The 17,069-nt window shown below is 69.0% G+C and carries 17 protein-coding genes and 1 tRNA gene; 10 read left to right on the forward strand and 8 right to left on the reverse strand.

Annotation, left to right across the window (positions count from 1 at the left end):
* Positions 1 to 10 precede the first annotated feature (10 nt).
* Complete coding sequence (locus tag IPG50_28780) at positions 11 to 766, reverse strand: hypothetical protein (GenBank protein ID MBK6696161.1); 756 nt, start codon at positions 764 to 766, stop codon at positions 11 to 13.
* 137 nt (positions 767 to 903) lie between these two features.
* Here IPG50_28780 and IPG50_28785 point away from each other — a divergent pair, with 137 nt between their 5' ends.
* The 4 genes from IPG50_28785 to IPG50_28800 all read left to right on the forward strand — a co-directional run bounded on the left by IPG50_28785 (position 904) and on the right by IPG50_28800 (position 3,913).
* Positions 904 to 1,260, forward strand: a complete 357-nt coding sequence (locus IPG50_28785) for a hypothetical protein (GenBank protein ID MBK6696162.1) — start codon at positions 904 to 906, stop codon at positions 1,258 to 1,260.
* 310 nt (positions 1,261 to 1,570) lie between these two features.
* Positions 1,571 to 2,119 carry a 5-(carboxyamino)imidazole ribonucleotide mutase gene (gene purE / locus IPG50_28790; GenBank protein MBK6696163.1) on the forward strand — a complete coding sequence of 183 codons (549 nt, stop codon included), beginning with the start codon at positions 1,571 to 1,573 and terminating at the stop codon, positions 2,117 to 2,119.
* Positions 2,116 to 3,303 carry an ATP-grasp domain-containing protein gene (locus IPG50_28795; GenBank protein MBK6696164.1) on the forward strand — a complete coding sequence of 396 codons (1,188 nt, stop codon included), beginning with the start codon at positions 2,116 to 2,118 and terminating at the stop codon, positions 3,301 to 3,303. Before purE ends, IPG50_28795 begins: the two co-directional genes overlap by 4 nt.
* 109 nt (positions 3,304 to 3,412) lie before the next feature.
* Entirely contained in the window at positions 3,413 to 3,913 is a 501-nt protein-coding gene (locus IPG50_28800) for a glutaredoxin family protein (protein ID MBK6696165.1), read from the forward strand.
* 53 nt (positions 3,914 to 3,966) lie between these two features.
* Here IPG50_28800 and IPG50_28805 read toward each other — a convergent pair whose 3' ends face one another.
* Positions 3,967 to 4,719: a hypothetical protein gene (locus IPG50_28805; protein ID MBK6696166.1), complete on the reverse strand. Its 753-nt coding sequence runs from the start codon at positions 4,717 to 4,719 to the stop codon at positions 3,967 to 3,969.
* Positions 4,720 to 4,981: 262 nt separating this feature from the next.
* Here IPG50_28805 and IPG50_28810 point away from each other — a divergent pair, with 262 nt between their 5' ends.
* Complete coding sequence (locus IPG50_28810) at positions 4,982 to 5,998, forward strand: PilT/PilU family type 4a pilus ATPase (protein ID MBK6696167.1); 1,017 nt, start codon at positions 4,982 to 4,984, stop codon at positions 5,996 to 5,998.
* Between the two features lie 54 nt (positions 5,999 to 6,052).
* Here the strand turns inward: IPG50_28810 and IPG50_28815 are convergent, their stop codons facing one another.
* The 3 genes from IPG50_28815 to IPG50_28825 all read right to left on the reverse strand — a co-directional run bounded on the left by IPG50_28815 (position 6,053) and on the right by IPG50_28825 (position 11,984).
* Complete coding sequence (locus IPG50_28815) at positions 6,053 to 8,668, reverse strand: hypothetical protein (protein MBK6696168.1); 2,616 nt, start codon at positions 8,666 to 8,668, stop codon at positions 6,053 to 6,055.
* Positions 8,669 to 8,781: 113 nt separating this feature from the next.
* Positions 8,782 to 9,501, reverse strand: coding sequence for a hypothetical protein (locus IPG50_28820; protein ID MBK6696169.1), 720 nt, complete (start codon positions 9,499 to 9,501; stop codon positions 8,782 to 8,784).
* 1,145 nt (positions 9,502 to 10,646) lie between these two features.
* Entirely contained in the window at positions 10,647 to 11,984 is a 1,338-nt protein-coding gene (locus IPG50_28825) for a hypothetical protein (GenBank protein ID MBK6696170.1), read from the reverse strand.
* 93 nt (positions 11,985 to 12,077) lie between these two features.
* On the opposite strand from IPG50_28825, the gene IPG50_28830 reads away from it, so the two are divergent.
* The 3 genes from IPG50_28830 (at position 12,078) to IPG50_28840 (ending at position 13,067) form a co-directional block, all read left to right on the forward strand.
* Positions 12,078 to 12,317: a hypothetical protein gene (locus IPG50_28830; GenBank protein MBK6696171.1), complete on the forward strand. Its 240-nt coding sequence runs from the start codon at positions 12,078 to 12,080 to the stop codon at positions 12,315 to 12,317.
* 226 nt (positions 12,318 to 12,543) lie between these two features.
* On the forward strand, positions 12,544 to 12,756 hold the full coding sequence (locus IPG50_28835; GenBank protein ID MBK6696172.1) for a hypothetical protein: 213 nt from the start codon (positions 12,544 to 12,546) through the stop codon (positions 12,754 to 12,756).
* A complete protein-coding gene (locus IPG50_28840) occupies positions 12,753 to 13,067 on the forward strand; it encodes a type II toxin-antitoxin system PemK/MazF family toxin (protein ID MBK6696173.1) in 315 nt (104 codons plus the stop codon). The genes IPG50_28835 and IPG50_28840 overlap by 4 nt, the downstream gene beginning before the upstream one ends.
* A 228-nt stretch (positions 13,068 to 13,295) precedes the next feature.
* On the opposite strand, the gene IPG50_28845 is transcribed toward IPG50_28840, so the two are convergent.
* From IPG50_28845 to IPG50_28855, 3 genes are all read right to left on the reverse strand, one after another.
* Positions 13,296 to 13,370, reverse strand: a tRNA-Pro gene (locus IPG50_28845).
* Between the two features lie 34 nt (positions 13,371 to 13,404).
* A complete protein-coding gene (locus IPG50_28850) occupies positions 13,405 to 13,803 on the reverse strand; it encodes a hypothetical protein (protein MBK6696174.1) in 399 nt (132 codons plus the stop codon).
* Between the two features lie 79 nt (positions 13,804 to 13,882).
* Positions 13,883 to 15,049, reverse strand: a complete 1,167-nt coding sequence (locus IPG50_28855) for a M20/M25/M40 family metallo-hydrolase (protein MBK6696175.1) — start codon at positions 15,047 to 15,049, stop codon at positions 13,883 to 13,885.
* Positions 15,050 to 15,180: 131 nt separating this feature from the next.
* On the opposite strand from IPG50_28855, the gene argC reads away from it, so the two are divergent.
* Both argC and argB read left to right on the forward strand, forming a co-directional pair.
* A complete protein-coding gene (gene argC, locus IPG50_28860; protein MBK6696176.1) occupies positions 15,181 to 16,242 on the forward strand; it encodes an N-acetyl-gamma-glutamyl-phosphate reductase in 1,062 nt (353 codons plus the stop codon).
* Complete coding sequence (gene argB, locus IPG50_28865; GenBank protein ID MBK6696177.1) at positions 16,239 to 17,057, forward strand: acetylglutamate kinase; 819 nt, start codon at positions 16,239 to 16,241, stop codon at positions 17,055 to 17,057. The genes argC and argB overlap by 4 nt, the downstream gene beginning before the upstream one ends.
* The last annotated feature ends 12 nt before the right edge of the window (positions 17,058 to 17,069 follow it).

Consider the following 17,069-nt stretch of genomic DNA (forward strand, 5'->3'; position numbering starts at 1 on the left):
TGCGAAACGCTTACGGGCAGGTGGTGCCGCAGACGCTCCGCGCGGTGTCGGTGCAGTTCTGGTCCCAGGTGCCGTATTCGAGATCGCAGCAGAACGGGTCGGTGACGCAGACGTCGGCCACGCACGGGCTGCACGTCGCCGCGAGCGGCGTCCCTGAGACGCACGGGCCATGGGCGCACGCGGCACCGGACGTCGGCGCGTCGACGCCGCATGGCGCGAAGGGATTCGGGCATGGCCGGCAGTAGCCGTAGTCGGAGACGACCTGATCGCAATACATGTTCACGCGGTGGTCGGAGGCGCCGAAGACCTGGTCCATCAAGAGCACCGTCGCCACCGCCCCCAAGGGGCCGAAGGCCTGGGCCGCCACCTGATCGACGTCGATGGGGGCGCACTCCGAGTCCTTGCGGCAAGGCGCGCACACACCGCAGGAACGCTCTGGAAGGATCTGCACGCTCGCACAAGCGTGCATGCCGTAGGGCACGACGGCGTCCTTGACGCTCTGGAAGCCGGTCACGTCGCGGATCACCTTGCCGACGTTGAAGTCGACGGACACTCCGGCGCAGTTGGCGTCGGTCGAGCAGAGGTTGGTCACCTTGTTCCACGGATCGGGCAACGTGAGGCCGGGCCCAAGCTGATCACAGCCCGCGGCCTTGAGGCCGCAGCGACCGTCGCCGCCGCCAATCGGCAAGTGGCACGCCGTGGCGCTGCCGTCGCAGCCGGCGCAATCGGCGTCCGTGAGGCACGAGCCGAGCTTCTTTCGGGGCAACCCGCAGGGCTTCTCGCAGGTGCCCTTGGCGCTGCAATTTTGACCGGCGGGACACGGCACGCCCGTGCCGCACTGGGTGCATCGCCCTTGGTCGCGCGCGTGCCTCGAAGCCCGGCGCGCCGCACTGCGAGCAATCTGTGTTGGTCGCGCACGTCGCGGGGCAGCGGGCGGCGCAGCGGCTCTGGACGCAGACCTCGTTGGCCACGCAACGCGTCGAATCGGACGGCGTGCACCCGACGCACCGCTTCGTGGCGCCGTCGCAGAGGCGGTGTTTCGGATCGCAGGCGCCGCAGTCGGCGGAGGTCGCGCAGGCGACCGTCGGGTTGCCCTGCGGATCCACGGGGCACTCGAGCGCCGACGGCACGCAATCGCCGAAGTTCGTGCACTTCTGGCCGGCGGGGCACTGGCGACCGCCGGCGGCGGGGCCGCACGCCACACACACGCGGCCCGCCACGTCGCAGACCGTCTTGCCGCCGCTGCAGCCGCCGCACTGATCGTCGCTGCGGCAGCTCTGCTCGAGGCAGAGGCCGCCGGCGTCCACCTCCGACGGGTCGGACGTCCCGCCCGAGGTCCCGCAGGCGATGGCCAAGAGAAGGAAGGTCGTGGTGCCGAGCGAGACGGCTACGCGGGGTACAAAGCGCATGAGGTCAACATGATGCGCCTCCGGCGGGAGCGTTTCCACGGATTCGTCGAGGCCTGGGGCCCCACGCCGTTCTCCTCCCATTCCCCTCGCGCCCATGGCGCCGTGCGGGGTAGAAAGGTGCGAGGGTGCAAGCCGGCCGGCTGCGCGTGCGGAGAGTTCAAATGGGGAAACAGCGCGCCATCGTCTCGTTGGTCATGGGCAGCGATTCCGACTGGGAGACGCTCGCGCCGGCAGCCGAAGTGCTCACGCGTTTTGCGATCCCCTTTGAGGTCGGCGTTCGGAGCGCGCACCGCACGCCGGAGCGCATGGTCGAATACGCCAAAGGCGCCGAGGCCCGAGGCCTTCGAATCATCATCGCGGCCGCCGGCGGCGCCGCTCACCTGCCGGGCATGATCGCGTCGCTCACGCACCTCCCGGTGCTCGGCGTCCCTGTCGCCACGCGAACGCTCTCCGGCGTCGACAGCCTCCTGTCGATCGTTCAGATGCCGTCGGGCGTCCCAACGGCCACCTTCGCCATCGGCCCCGCCGGCGCCATCAACGCCGCCATCTTCGCGCTTCGAGTGCTCGCGGCCACCGACGCGAACGCGGCGCGCGCGCTGCGCACTTTGCGCGCCGAGGGTGAGGACAAGGCGCTCGCGGGCGACGCGCGCGTGCGAGCTCTCGTTGCGGCCCCGAAAGGGCGCTCGACCAAGGCGAAGCCGCGTCCATGACCACCGTTGGCATCTTGGGCGGCGGGCAGCTCGGCTCGATGCTCGGCACCGCGCTCCTCGACCTCGGCGCCGAGGTGCGGTTCTACGACCCCGACTCCGACGCCCCCGCGGCGCGCCGCTTTCGCGACGTCACGCAGGCGCCGTGGACCGACGAAAAAGCGCTCGCGCAGTTTGCCGCGCGATGCGACGTGGTGACCTACGAGATGGAACACGTCGAGATCAGCGAGGGCCTCCGCGCGCTCGCTGACACGACGCGGCTCTGCCCGTCGCTCCGCGTCTTGGCGACGGCGCAAGATCGCGCCCTCGAGAAGGCCCACTTGGCGGCGAACGCGCTCCCGCACGCGTCCTTCGAGGTCGCCCGCGGGAAGGCCGAAGCGGCGCGCGTCGCGGCGCTGTTTCCCCTCCCCTTCATCGTGAAGACAGCGCGCGGCGGCTACGACGGCAAAGGGCAGAGCTTCGTGAAGGACGCCGACGGCGCTCGCGCGCTCACCTTTGACGACGACACGGTCTACGTCTTCGAAGAGGCCTTGGACCTGGTCTTGGAGGTGAGCTGCATCGTGGGCCGCGACGCCGCCGGCGCCGCCGTCGTGTTTCCGACCTTCGAGAACGTCCACGCGGAGCACATCCTCGACGTGACGCTCGTGCCGGCGCGCCTCCCCAGCGCGCTCCGGGCCGCGCTCGAGGATACGGCGCGCCGCATGGCCGACTCGCTCGACGTGGTGGGCCTGCTCACGGTGGAGTTCTTCGTGACGAAGGCCGGCTCGAGTCGGTCGCGCGGCGTTCCCGTCGGCGAGCTCGAGTTCTTCGTGAACGAGATCGCGCCGCGGCCACACAACTCGGGCCACGTCACCCGCAAGGCGTGCTCGCTCAGCCAGTTCGAGTTGCTCGCGCGCATCTTGCTGGGCGTTCCCTTGACGAAGCCTGAGCTGCTCGGCCCGGCGACCTACGTCATGGGCAACCTCTTGGGCGACGTGTGGCTCGATCAGAGCGCCGCGCTCGAAGACCTCGACCTCCGCGCCGTCGCCAACTTCCCCGACGTCGACGAGGTGGTCCTCTACGGAAAGCGCGAAGCTCGGCGCCGCCGAAAGATGGGGCACTTCATTTGCCACGCCCCCGCCCCGGAGACCGCGGTCGCCCGCGCCCGCGCCTTCCGCGAGGCCCTTCGTCGAACGTCCTCGACGTAGGCAACGCGGCCCGCGTTTGGCGCCGGCGTTGGCCCCAATTTGGCGGGGATTTGCCTCGCCTCTAGGCAAGGACTCGACAGCGGCCCCGGGCGCGATAAATTGACGGGGCATGTCCCGAGTCGCCGCGCTCCTCGTCTTGGCCCTCGCAGCCGCCGGCTGCCAACGAGGCGCGTCGCTCGAGGAGCCAGCGCCAGGGCAGCAGCCACGCGCCGCGATCGCCCCCGCTCGTGCGCCCGCGGCACCGCCAACCGACAAGCCACTGCTGGACAAGCCGGCCGCGATCCCGGCGCACGTCCACAACCAGGACAAGCGCGGCGAGTACGAGCAACGCGTCGCCGATGCGCGGCGCACCGTCGACATCACGCTCTACGGGGCCTCGTGGTGCCCCTCGTGCAAGCAAGCGCGCGCGTGGCTCGACCAAAACGGAATGGCCTACGCCGAGCACGACATCCACAGCAGCGAGGAAGCGGGCCGCACCATGAGGCGCCTCAACCCGGCCGGCACGATCCCTGTGATCGATGTTGAGGGCGAGGTCGTCGTGGGCTTCGCGCCGGACGCCGTCGATCGCGCCATTCGCCGCAAAGCCGAACGCCGCGTCCAGAGGCTCTGAACGCGGCGCACCGACGACTCGCTCGTGGGGTCTCTCGTTCGTGGGTAGCTAGTTCACTTGGCCAATGCGGCCGCGATGTCCGCGTCGAGTTGAGCTTGTTCAGAAGCGGCCCCGTTGAGGAAGCTCGCGCTGTATCGCTTGATGAGCTTGCCGTCGCGACCGATGAGGAACTTCGCGAAGTTCCACTCGATCTTGCCAGCGGCGCCGGGCTGCGCCTTGAGCCACGTGTAGAGCGGGTGCTCGGCGCCAAACTTTGCGTCCGTGTTCACGGTGATCTTCTCGAACATCGGGAACGAGACGCCGTATTTGGTCGTGCACGCGGTGATCTCGACGGCGTCGCCGGGCTCCTGCCCACCAAACTGGTTGCACGGAAAGCCGAGCACGAAGAAGCCTGCGTCGCGGTGCTTCTCGTAGGGCGCCTGAAGCGGCCCGTATTGCGGCGTGTTGCCGCACTTGGACGCGACGTTGGTGACGAGCATGACTTTGTTTCGGTAGCGGCACAGTGGCACGGTCTCGGTGGCGGCGAGATCCTGGGCGCTGAACGCGTAGATCTGATTCGCGGGCCCCGGATCGCAGGTCGTCGGGAGCCCGGAGTCGAAGGTCGAGCCGGTCGTCGACGCCGGCGCCGGTGTCTTCGGTGCCGGCGAGCTCGCGGTGGCGGTCGCCGTCGTGGTGGCTGCGGGGCTCTGCCGGCAGCCGTCTCGGGCTCCGAGCCCTGGCAACCAAGGCCGGCAGAGAGCGCGCTTCCACACAGAACCGCGGACGAGATCAGCAAGGCACGCAGTCGTTTCCTCCTTGAAGGCCATCCACTGTCGCACGAGCCGCGCCTTCGGGCCACCACACGAGCGATGTCTGCGGTCACACCCCAACCACACTCCCCGCACCTTGTCCGCTGCGAGCGAGATCCTCCGTCAGCGAGCGTTTGATGGGGCTTGGTCAGGCGGTGGTTTGCGCCGACGAAGAGGCACGCGGAGGCGCGGAAAAGCCGTGTAGGCTCCTCCCACTCATGAACCTCGAGCAGTTCCAGCGGCTCCTCGCGGCCGGTGTGCAGCACACGGCGCAAGCGACATCCACCTGCGCGTTGGCGACCCGCCCATTTATCGAGTGCGCGGCGCCGCCGGCGCGCCTCAAATACGATCGGTTGACCCCGAAGACACGATCGCGATCTGCGCGTTCATCGTTCAGGACTCGGATCTGCGCCAGCAGCTCGACCGCATTCAGGAGTACGACACGAGCTTCGCGCTGCCGGGCATCGCTCGGTTTCGCGTGAACATCTATCGGCAGCGGGGCTCGCTCTCGCTCGTCTTGCGCATCATCCCCGGCGACGTACCGACGCTCGATGGGCTCGGTCTCCCCAAGGTCATTCGCACCATCGCCGAAAACGAGCGCGGCTTGGTCCTCGTGACGGGCGCCACCGGCTCGGGCAAGTCGTCGACGTTGGCGGCGATGATCCGGCACATCAACGAGACGCGGCGCGTCCACATCGTGACCATCGAAGATCCCATCGAGTTCCTTCACAAGAACGAGAAGGCCTCGATCACGCAGCGCGAAGTGGGCCCCGACACGAAGAACTTCAACGTGGCGCTCCGCGCCGCGCTCCGGCAGGACCCCGACGTGATCCTCGTCGGCGAGATCCGCGACGCCGAGTCCGTCGACATCGCGCTCAAGGCCTCCGAGACGGGCCACATGGTCTACTCCACCATTCACACGACGGACGCGACGAAGACCATCGGTCGCATCCTCGCGATGTTTCCGCCCGAGGAGCAGAACGTGGTGCGGTTCCGCCTCGCCGACGCGCTCCGGGCCACCGTCTCGCAGCGCCTCCTTCCGCGGTCCGACGGCAAAGGCCGCGTCGTCGCCTGCGAGATCATGACCGTCACCGGCACGATCCAGGACTACCTCCGCGATCCGACGAAGAGCTCCGGCATCAAGGATCTCATCGAGAAGGGCCGCTCCCAATACGGCATGCAGTCGTTCGACCAGCACTTGGTCGAGCTCTACAAGGCCAACGTCATCAGCCACGAAGTGGCGATGGCCGCCTCGAGCAACCCGAGCGACTTCCAGCGGAACCTCGCGTTCGAGTGAGGGGCGCTGCGCGCCTCGCGCGATGGCCCCGCGCCTAGAGCGTCGCGCGGTCGTTCATCCACTACAAACGTTTTCGGCAGCCATAAGAGGCCCGGCGAGTGAGCCGAGGAAATAGACTTTCGTGATGTGGCCCGCGAGGAGGCCGCTGACGAACCAGTGATCTTCGGGAGCTCGGCCATAGCTGACGATCGACGTCGTCCCTGGGCCGGCCTCGTCATACCAGACGCGCGGCTCGCCTCCACCGCGCGCGTGGGTCTCGTCGAAGTAGGTCTCCATCGCAAAGGCGTACTCGCGCCCCCGAACGACAAACGAGTAGACGAGATACGTGTCGTCGGACCATTGGCTGAAATAGCCAACCACCCGCGCCACGGCACGTCGTCCGCCGAAGCCATTGCGCAACCGGAGCAAACGCGCCGGCGTGGCGGCACGCGAGAAATAGTCCGCGATCGTGAGGCCCGCGAAGAAGCTCTCTTCGGCCGACTCGGTTGCGGCGCCCTCGTCGGTCGTTTGCTCCGTCGGCGCCGCGCGGCCGCTCGCCCCGCGAAGCGAGAGCCAGGTTTCGTGCGTCTCCTCCATGGCGGCTAGTTGATAGACATCGACCTCGGTGCCGAGCGACGCGAGGTAGCGAAGGCGCGTGCTCAGCGCTGCGCGGACCTCGTCGTTCACGAGATCACTCAGCGCGCGCGCCGCGCCGGCCTGCGGGATCGCTAGCACGGCTTCCACGAGCGGCCCCGTCGCGCGAACGCGCAGGTAGCGCTCGGCGATCCCGTGGACGCGCGCGCGCCATCTCGGGTCGACGGCCTCCGGCCAACGCAGGACGAGGCCCAGCGAGAAGGGCGCCGTGGGAGCGCTCGCGAGCACGTCGAGGAGCTCGTCGAAGCTCGGGACCCGTCTGTTCTCCACGAGCTGGCCGCGTCCGACTGGTATTGGGTCGCGCGCCACCGGCCAGACATGCTCGGACAGGCGCAGCTGGTCGTCCGTCGACAGGGTGAGGCTTGCCTCGAGGAAGACGCGGCGCGAGACGCTGCGGCCCAATCGAAGGGGAACGTCGCTGATCAGATCGGCGATGTTCCGCCAGGGGACGCTGCCCTCGTGGTGAAGGCCGAGGCCTTGCGTGCGATCTGCGATGGCACGGAGGAGCGAGCGATACGCGAAGCGCAGCTCCTCGGTGGAGAGATCGAGCTGTTCGATCGCCTCGCAGACGACGTCACCCGCCGGCGAGGAGGCGCTCTGCAGGAGTTGAAGGAGCCACGGAACGAGCGGGCGGCGCCCATCCTCGGCCACGTCGTTGGTCATGAATCGGACGACGGCCCGGAACATGTCGTCGACGGGTCCGGCTTCGCGGTGAGGAACCGAGCTACGCGGGAGCCGATGACGCGCCCAACCGCGCGGCTGGCGCTGCAGCGGCGTGTCGAGAGCGGCCAACGCCGCGTCGCTTGCAGCGCGGTAGTCCCAGTGCTCGGTTAGCGCGTCGACGTACGCGGCGACGGGTGGCCTGATCACGTCCCGGTCGCTCGGCGACGGCTCAGGTGTGGCGAGCAGCGCCGTGAGTCTCCATCGCAGGACTTCCATGATCGCTTGAACGTGTTCAGTCGAGGTTCTCAGCGCCGATAGCTCGCTCCGGTCGAGTGCGGCCTTGCCGCTAGTGACCCGTCCGCCGCCGTCCGCAGCGAGGAGCGCGTCGGTTAGCCCGGTGGCGCGGTAGATGAGATGCCACAGCTCGGACCACCACGGGGGCGCCTCCGTGCCCCAGTTGTGGCCCGCCCAGTGCATCTCTGTCCTTCGGTAACAGACCAATCGGTGCGACACGGCGCAGACGAGCGGACCGGACGGGTCGTCCTTCAGGTAGCCAATCGCGATCTTGGCGAGCGTCGCGAGGGTTTCATCGGTCTCCGCCTCCGCCCACCAAAAGAGCAGCGCGAGCGACAGCGGCCTCGTCGGCTCACGAGCGACCTCGTCGAGCAAGGCGTCCCAGTCGCGCACCGAGGACGAGTCTCGCTTCCGACCGTGCGGCGGGCGCGCCACGAAGCCCGCCTTCAGCCACACGTCGCGGCCGAGCAACCTTTGCTCCTCCTCCGAGAGCGACAGCGTTGCCTCGAGGAAGATTCGGCGCTCGATTTCAGCACCGATTCGCATTGGGAGGTCGTTGAGCTGTGCGCTGACGCGCTCCCACTGCGGGACGTCCTCCTCCCGATCCGTAAGCAGGGCCGCTGCACCAGCGAGCGAGACCAAGACGGACTGATAGCCGGCCCGCAGCTCGTCCGCGGAGAGGACCAGCCGGTCGCTGCCCGCCACCGCGCGGTCGCGGTCCATGCTGCGCGCGGCCTTTTGCAGGTCGAGGAGCCACGGGACGAGGGCTCGGTTGCCGTCCGTGCCGATCGCTTGCACCAGATAGTCGACGACGCGCGCGAACGACTGGTTCTCCGCCAACGTGAGAGGGGCGCCGGCCGCGGCGAGTGCGGGCGCCCGGTAGCTCTTCGGAGCGCTGGGCAAAGAAGCCCAGCGGGCTTCACGGGCCGCCGCCATCGCCCCCGCGAAGGATCCCGTCTCGAAGAGGACGTCAATGTAGCGAGCGACAGGCCCAACGACCGCGCGACGGGCGTCAGCGGTCATCCCCGGGGTCCCGGCGAAGAGCTTCTCGATGGGCGGCGGTGTAGATCGGCTCGACATGCCCAGCTTCCAACGCGCGAGCCTACACGCGCCGCCGCGATGTGCGAACTGTCGCTATCAGGTCGGTCCCGGCGAACAACCGAGCGTGCGATGCGCCTCGCGCGCTGCCTCGCCTACAGCGTTGGCTCGAACTCGCAGCGCGCCGCCGCGATTCGACCCACTGTCGCGGTGATTCGGTTCGTCAGCTCGGTCTGCGGTGCGACGGGACCGGCGGCGTCGCCGAGGGTCACCTCCCAGCGCGAGGACGACTTGGTGCACGGCACGCCGTCAAAGGCGACCTGGAGCGACAGCCGCGAGGGCCGCCAGCTTGAGAGCGACCACTCTGCGACGTCGGCCCGCCCAAACGACGTCGACGGATCACTCGAAGCAGCGGCCGCGCTACCGATGGCTGCGCCGATCGAGAATGCGTCGAGGCCCGCTCGATGGGTGACGGTGAGGGTCCGGGGCTGATGATCGCCGATGCCGAGGTAGGGAGCGACCGTCGATTTCGGAAGGGCAACGGAATACGCTTGGCCACGCTGCGTCAGCGAGAAGGCGGCGCAAGCGACCGCTTCACCGTCGCGACCGCCGAGAAGGACGCAGTTCGGGTCGCCCCAAATGACGACCGCGCCAGCGCGCGCGACCGTGACCTCGACCTTGCTCAGGCGCGCGCCGTATTGCGTCGTCGACACGGTAAACGTCAGGTCTCCAGCTGCGAGCTCGATGACGCCTGCGTTGGTCGCCGTGAGCGCCGATTCGTCTTCGGCTGTCGTCGCCTTGTCCCGCGAAGCATCGGGTGAGCTGCAGCCGACGAGCAAGGGCAGGACGAGCGCCGCGCGACGAAGCGTGTTCATGGGCGCATGCCCTAGCAACGCGCACTGCGTCACGCACGAGCGGCGGTCGCGCTTTTGCGGTGGAACGCGCAAAACGCCCTCGAGGGGCCGCATGCGCCGGGCCTACAGAAACCGAAAAGGCCCGAAGGGTTCTCCCTTCAGAGCTAGACCAGTGGGGGCTGTCCGCGAACACGTCGGGGGATCCGCGGCGACAATCAACTTCGATGCGAGGGCCGACCCTCCTTTGTTCGGTCGCCAAGCGCGCTGCGCGGCAATAGCGGTTCGTTTTCCGAGGACGCGGCTTCCGTGACGAGCGGGCGTGCTTCCGTGTTCGGGGCGACGCCTTGCGCGACGGCGCGACGCGCTTCCCGCTCGAGTGACCAACGCTCCGTGACGGAGCGAGTGCCTCCACAAACGGCGGCGTGCACTTCCGTGTGCGCACGAGCGCCTCCCTTGCGCAGGCGCGGTGCTTCGTTGTCCGGACGAGCGCCTTGCGTCGTGGGGCGTGAACGCCCGCGCTCCGGACCGGAAGCGTCGTTGTCGGCGGACGGGCCTTCATAAACCGCGGAAATGCCTTGAGGGTCCGATTGTGAAGGCTCAACCGCCAGCAACGAAGGCCCCTCGCCCGCCCGCGAGCGGAGGTCTCACGAGACGGAAACCGCTTCGCTCGACGAGGAGCCTTCCGAGACGAAAAACGGAGCATCGAAACCCGTGGCGGATCCTCGACTTTCCGAGCGGGAAGGTCGCCCGGCCGAAAACGAGGCCGAGGCGCTCGCGACGGAAGTGTCTCCGCCCGTCGCGGAAGGTGTCGGTCTCGAGCGTGGAGGTTCGCCTTCCGACAAAGAGACGCCCCGCGCCGACAAGGAGACGGATTCTGTCGAAACGGGGTCATGCACCGCGGTGCAACGCCCTGCGCGCTTGCGCCGGCGGTTCGTTTTCCAGCGACGCATCGTCGCAGAGCCGAGCGCGTCGCAACGCGCGCGTGCTCCTCGGTGCACGACGGTCACGATTCCGCGCTGCGACTTGGCGCCAGAGGTCCTGATCGAGCCCCCCGGCGGATTCGGCGGAGGCTGGCGCGTCGTGCCCGCGTGGATGGCCGCCGTGCTCGTGTCGGCGGGCCTGTTCTCGGGTTTCTGCTCGGCTTCGCGGTCGCCCGCGGCATGTAGTCAGGGAATCTTGGAGCACTTGTTCGTCAGCGTCAGCGACTGAAGGGCGCCGGGCGTGATCGTCACGGGCGTCGTCGTCACCGCCCCGGACGTCGGGGCGAACGCGGTGTCCGTCACGTTGAGCGTGGACGCCGCGGCGGGCGCGTTGACGGAGGCGCGGAACTGGCCGTCGATACAGTTGTGCGTGAGGTCGGCGTTCGTCTTGACGATGTTGTACGCGTGCGTCGTCGTGCTGATCCCGGCGAGGACGAGCTCGCCGGACGCCGTGGCCACCGCGCCCATCGGAAGAAACGGGTTCGTCGACGAGCCGTACCGCGTCGCCAATACGACCGAACCGTCGCCGTTCAGCTCGAGCGCGAGGAGGCCTCCCGACGAGCCGCCGCCGATGCGAAAGCCGGTCGGTGTTTGGACGGCACCGGTGAGGGTCAGCATGCCGCTCGTTCCGTAGGTCTGCTGCCACGGCACGGCCCCGGTGCTGCCGAATCGAACGACCCACCCGGTCGCCGCGACCGACGGTCCCGGCGGCTGAAGCGCACCGGTCAAGAGGAGTCCCCCGTCGGACAGCGCCGTGAGCGACGAGACCCGATGTCGACCGCCGTTCGCGAGGAGCTTCTGCCACGTGACGGTCCCGTTCGCGGCGACCACCATCACGAGGACGTCTTGTTCGGGGAACGTCCGCTCGATCTCGGCGGCCAGCGCCCAGCCGCCGCCGGGCAGCGCGACGAGCCGCCGGATGATCGTGCTCGCCGGGGTGTCGAAGGACACCTGCGTGACGCCCGTGCCCGCGACGGGGACCTTGAGGACGCGGCCCGCGTTGGCCACGAGGAAGGTCGTTGTGTCGAGCGCGACGACGTCGACGGGCCGTTCGAGCCCGGCGCCGAACGTCCAGGCCCACGCGGCCTGGTTGTTCATGTCGAGGCGCGCCGCGAGCGGGTTGATGCCAGAACGGCCGATGACGATCGTGCCTCCCATGGCGTCTCGCAGCGCGCCGCTCACGTTCACCCCCGGAAGCAACAGCTGCGTCGCGGTACCGCTCGCGGGATCGAACTCCGTGAGGTTCCCGTCGCCAGCCGTGCTGCACACGAGGACCTTGCCGGCCGGTGTGGCGGTGCAGGTTCCGGCGGTCGCCGAGCCTGTCTTCGGGAAGAACATGTCGAGCGCCAGGTTCCACGTTCCGATGAAGTCGACGTCGGGCGCCGCGTCCTCGGGGGCCGCGTCGAGCCCCGGGGTCGCGTCCTCGGGCTCCGGAGTCTCGGGCGCATCCCCGGCGCGGGCGTCTTCGAAGGAGCCGCCCGTCTTGCTGTCGCCAGCGCAAGTCGGCTGAATCAGCAAGCTCATATAGAGCGCCCCACCCGCGAGCGTGAGTAGGAGACGCGACAACGGGGAGCGACACTCGGATTTCGGGGCCATGCGTGCCTTTCGGCCTGGTTTCTGCGGCGAGGAGCCAGGTCGGCTGAGACTACCGCTCTTTCCCAAGATTGGGCCCTCGGCGAGGCCAACGTTCTAGAGGCTGCCTGCCAATCACTCGACCGCGAGATCATCGCGGAGCGCCTTGGATGCAGCTTGGCGACGGTGAACAGCCACGTCGCGCGTCTCTTGCGCAAGACGGGTCGCGACACCTTGCAGCAGCTCGTTGTCGACCTGATGAACGAGACGCTCGCGCGATCGTGAGCACCGCGCCCGTTCGATGACGCTCCGACGGTGGGCGCGACGTTTGAGGTACGTGCAATCGGCGACGACCCGACGGAGAAGCCTCATGAACGTCACAGATCGGCCGCGCGGCGCTCCAAGTTGCTGCGACGGGGCCAAAAAGGAACGCAGGACGGGTCATGCTCTTGAGGCAGAGCCTCGCGAGACCTCAGGGGCACGTCCCGCAACGTGAGCTATGCTTTCCGGCATGGCTCAGCCGGTAACAGGGCGTGTGGTGGGTTCAACCATCGAACTCGATGCGCCCGTTCCTCCGTTTGAAGGTAAGCGGGTGCTCATCCTCCTTGAGCCCGAAGAAGACGTCGTTCTATCGCCCCGTGAGCAGCGCGCCGCGTGGGACGCGTGGGTCGCCGTGGGGCCCCAGGGGCCACTTGAGGACGACGGCGAGGCGACATTTCCTTGATCAGCCGCGGCGAGATTCGGTGGTTCCGCTTCGCGTCGCCCGACAAGCGGCGCCCAGTTCTCATCCTGGGCCGCGAGGACGTGCTCCCTTCGCTGGCCCAGGTCCCGGTTGTGCCGCTCTCGACGCAGGTAAGAGGCCTTGCGTGGGAAGTGGCGCTTGGTCCTGATGATGGCCTTCCGACGCCTTGCGTCTTGAAGCCGGAATGGATCCGCATTGTCGAACGGCAAGACGTTGGCCCGGTCTTGGGACGGCTCCCCGACGCGCGGTGGCCGGAAGTGCGCGCCGCTATCCTAGACGTGCTGGGACTGTAGCCCTCAGCGCCGTCGAGCTGCGCGCGCGATCGCGGTGGCTGCCATGAGCCGCGCGGGCGCGCCTATTCGTCGCCGAGCGGAACGTCGTTGCCGGTGTCGCCGGCGTCGGCCATCGGGCTCGGCGCGTCGGCTTGAGTCGGCGCGTCCGCGAGCTGGGTGGGCGCGCGCCGTCCGGCGCCGCGCCCCACAAAACCGAAAAGGCCCGAAGGGTTCTCCCTTCAGACCTAGTCGGGGCGAGAGGATTCGAACCTCCGACCCCTAGACCCCCAGTCTAGTGCGCTAACCAGGCTGCGCTACGCCCCGATCCCCAACGCTTGGAAGCGAAGGGACGCACACGCTAGTCGTTTGGTGAAGAATCGCAAGGGTATCGTGAGGTCGAGGTCGCGGAGGCCTGGCCCGGGCCGGCTCCCGAGCCTGGGCCCTCGGAAGGCGCCGGCGCCGCCAATCCCTCGGCGGACGGCCCCGCGGCGTCTTCGCCGACCTCTTCGTCGTCGCCGTCGCTGGCCTCGGCGCTGGCTTCGGCGGCGGGCGCGTCGGGCGCGCCCCAGGTGCGGAGGACCGGCTCCTCTGCGCAGCCCCTCGACGAAACCTGCGGGGCGGTCTTTCCTTTCTGGGGACCCAAGAGCGCGGCGGCGCGCTTCTCGAAGTACAGGAACCGCGCGGCGGCCATGGGCTCGACGCGCAGCATCGGGATGACTGGCGTCTGGTTCGCGCAGCCGGCGAGGACCGTGGCCACCAGCGCGGGCCATGCGCACCGACCGAGCGCCGCCCGCGCGAACGTGCGCCTGCAACTGGAGCGAAGCGAGAGGGAAACGCTACGGAAGAGCACGTCCCACTAAGAAACGCGCCAACGCTTCCGCCTTGGGTACGAACGTCGAGAGCTCGCTCAGCTCGTCTTTCGTGTGAAATCCCGTGCCGCGCGGGCCAAGGCCGTCGATCGACGGAATGCCCATGGCGCTCGTGGTGCTCGCGTCGGAGCCGCCGCCGATGAGCGACGCTTCGCCGGCGCCGAGGCCCGCGAGCGTCGCGGCGCGACCGTACTCTTGCATCAGGAGCGCGCTCGCGTCCGTGCGCTCGAGGGGCAAGCGCGACACGCCGCCCGTCAACTCGAGCAATGTGCCCGGCACATCGGCGCTCGCGAGGTGCCCAGCCGCCGTGAGATCAGCCACGAGGCGCTCGGCGTCGGCCTGCGTTTCGAAGCGGATGTCGAGGTTGGCCTCGGCGCGATCGGGAACGGTGTTCTTGCTCTCGCCGCCGGCGATGCGCCCCACGTTGACCGTGACGCCGCGCTCGTAGTCGGTCCTCTTCTGCGCCGCGTCGATGAAGCGCGCGAGCGCCCAGATGGCGTTCGCCCCCTCCTTGTGGTTGTTGCCGGCATGCGCCGCTTTGCCGTGCGCCACCGCCTTCATGGCGCCGGTGCCCTTGCGCCGCGTGATGATCGCGTCAGCCTTGCGACCGGCCTCGAAAACGAGCGCCGCGCCGGCGCCGGCCGCCGCGCGGACGATGACGCCCTGCCCTTCCGGCGAGCCGACCTCCTCGTCGGCCACGATCACGAGGCGCAGCGGCGACACGGCGGCGAGACCGACGGTCTCGGCAATGGCGCGGAGCGCGTAGGCGATGACCACGAGGCCGCCCTTCATGTCGAGGACGCCCGGCCCGCGGGCGAGATCGCCGTCGCGCCGATAGCCCTCAAAGGTGCCCGGCGGAAAGACCGTGTCGAGGTGCCCCACGAGGGCGATGGGCGCCGCGCCCGCGCGCCCTTCGGTCCGAAAGACGAGGTGATCGGCGAAACGCGTGCTCGTGACGATCTCGGCCGACACGCCCGCGATGGCGAAGAGATCGTCTTTGAGTCGCTCGCCCATGGTGCGGCCACCTTCGGCGTTCTCGGTGTACGAGTTGATGTGAACCAGCGGGACGAGCGACGCCTCCATCGCTTGGGCCTTGTCCGCGAGCCACTTGGCGACCGAATCTCCAGCTTGCATGGGCCGCAAGATACCGCGGACCGGGGCGACCTGGCGCCTCCCACGACCTCCGACGAGGCCGCGGCTCCGACGACGCCGCGAAGGCGAAATTTCCGTTTCCCACGCGCGCGCGCACGACTACTTTTCGAGCCATGGCGAAGCGTTTCAAGGCCGCGATCATCGGCGGCAGCGGTTACGGCGGCGGCGAGCTCATGCGGCGGCTCCTCCAGCACCCCGACGTCGAGCTCGTGCGGGTCGCGAGCATCGACCACGTGGGCGAGCCGGTGTGGGCCGTTCACCCGAACCTCGAGGGACAAACAGAGCTCACCTTCCAAGGCCTCCCGCCGGCGGAAGCCGCGGCGGGCATGGACGTGGTGCTCCTCGGCTTGCCCCACAAAGTGAGCGCGACGCAGATGCCGGCGCTCATGCAGAGCGGCGCGCGCGTCGTCGACCTCTCCGGTGACTTTCGCCTGCGCGACGCCGCGGTCTACAAGAAGTATTACGGCGCCGAGCACCCCTGCCCCGCTCACCTGACCGACGGCTCGTTCGTCTACGGCCTCCCCGAGCTTCACCGCGAGGCCATCAAGAAGGCACACTACGTCGCCTCCCCGGGCTGCTTCGCGACGACCATCGAGCTTGCCCTCTTGCCGCTCGCGCGCGCCGGCCTGCTCAAGGGCGACGTCGAGGTCGTTGGCATCACCGGCTCGTCGGGGAGCGGCATCGCGCCGAGCGCTGGCACGCACCATCCCGTGCGTCACATGAACCTCCGAACGTACAAGCCGCTCGACCACCAACACATCCCCGAGGTCGCGCAGACCTTGACCGACGCCGGCGCGTACGACCTTCGCTTGCGTTTCGTTCCCGTGAGCGCGCCCTTGTCGCGCGGGATCTTCGTCACGTGTTTCGCACACGTCGACGAAGCGACCGGCGCCGAGGCGATCCGTGCGCTTTACAACGAGGCCTACGCGAAGGAGCCGTTCGTTCGCGTGCCGGCGAAGCGCCTGCCGGAGGTCGTGGCCGTCAAGGGCACCAACTACGCGGAGGTCGGCGTGCAGCCCGCCGACGCGCCGGCCGACGGCACCCGCGTGGTCGCCTGTTTCGCCGTGACCGACAACCTCATCAAGGGCGGCGCGGGCCAGGCCATCCAGTCGATGAACCTGATGCTCGGTCTTGGCGAGCGCCTCACACTCGAGGATCCGGGGGGCTACCCGTGACGGCACCGGTTGTTCTCAAGCTCGGCGGCGAGGTCGTCGCCGGCCCGCACCTCGAGGCCATCGCCGCCGACGTCGCAGAGCTCGCGTCGAGCGGCGTTCCCGTCGTCGTCGTCCACGGCGGCGGGCCACAAGCCACCGATCTCCAAAAGCGCCTGGGCCAGACGCCCAACATCGTCGCTGGCCGGCGCATCACCGACACCGAGACCCTCGACGTCATGAAGATGACCGTCGCCGGCAAGGTCAACGTCGACTTGTGCGCCGCGCTCGTCGCGGCCGGTGGCAAGCCCGTTGGCTTGCACGGTGCGAGCTCGCGCGTCGTCGAGGCCGTGAAGCGACCGCCGAAGGTGATGGCCGGCGCAGGGCCCGAGCCCATCGACTTCGGCCACGTCGGCGACGTCGTCGGCGTCAACCGCGATCTCGTGGCGCTGCTCTTGGGCCACGGCTACACGCCCGTCATCGCGTGCCTCGGCGCCGACGCCGCGGGTCACGTGTTCAACATCAACGCCGACACGGTGGCCAACCGGCTCGCCGTCGCCCTCGACGCGCGCGCCCTCGTGCTCATCACCGATGTCCCCGGCGTGCTGCGCGACATCGCCGACCTGACGACGCGCATCCCCAAGCTCACGCGCGCCGAGGCGCGCGCCGCCATCGAGAGCGGCGTCATCACCAAGGGCATGATCCCCAAGGTGGAGGAGTCCTTCGCCGCCATCACCGACGGCGTCCGCGCCGTGCACATCGTCGGCCGCATCGCGCGGGGCGATCTGGCGCGCGAGGCGCGCACGCCGGGCAGCGTCGGCACCGTCTTGGTCGAGTAACGACGACGCGTC

The organism is Myxococcales bacterium (assembly GCA_016703425.1).
Lineage (GTDB): Bacteria > Myxococcota_A > Polyangia > Polyangiales > Polyangiaceae > JADJCA01.

What these genes read in the sequence shown, in the direction of transcription:
- IPG50_28825 (MBK6696170.1), bottom strand. Translation starts at nt 11,984, where the DNA reads ATGAGCTTGCTGATTCAGCCGACTTGCGCTGGCGACAGCAAGACGGGC.
- purE (MBK6696163.1), top strand. Translation starts at nt 1,571, where the DNA reads ATGGGGAAACAGCGCGCCATCGTCTCGTTGGTCATGGGCAGCGATTCC.
- IPG50_28795 (MBK6696164.1), top strand. Translation starts at nt 2,116, where the DNA reads ATGACCACCGTTGGCATCTTGGGCGGCGGGCAGCTCGGCTCGATGCTC.
- IPG50_28820 (MBK6696169.1), bottom strand. Translation starts at nt 9,501, where the DNA reads ATGAACACGCTTCGTCGCGCGGCGCTCGTCCTGCCCTTGCTCGTCGGC.
- argC (MBK6696176.1), top strand. Translation starts at nt 15,181, where the DNA reads ATGGCGAAGCGTTTCAAGGCCGCGATCATCGGCGGCAGCGGTTACGGC.
- IPG50_28815 (MBK6696168.1), bottom strand. Translation starts at nt 8,668, where the DNA reads ATGTCGAGCCGATCTACACCGCCGCCCATCGAGAAGCTCTTCGCCGGG.
- IPG50_28855 (MBK6696175.1), bottom strand. Translation starts at nt 15,049, where the DNA reads ATGCAAGCTGGAGATTCGGTCGCCAAGTGGCTCGCGGACAAGGCCCAA.
- IPG50_28805 (MBK6696166.1), bottom strand. Translation starts at nt 4,719, where the DNA reads ATGGCCTTCAAGGAGGAAACGACTGCGTGCCTTGCTGATCTCGTCCGC.
- IPG50_28835 (MBK6696172.1), top strand. Translation starts at nt 12,544, where the DNA reads ATGGCTCAGCCGGTAACAGGGCGTGTGGTGGGTTCAACCATCGAACTC.
- IPG50_28800 (MBK6696165.1), top strand. Translation starts at nt 3,413, where the DNA reads ATGTCCCGAGTCGCCGCGCTCCTCGTCTTGGCCCTCGCAGCCGCCGGC.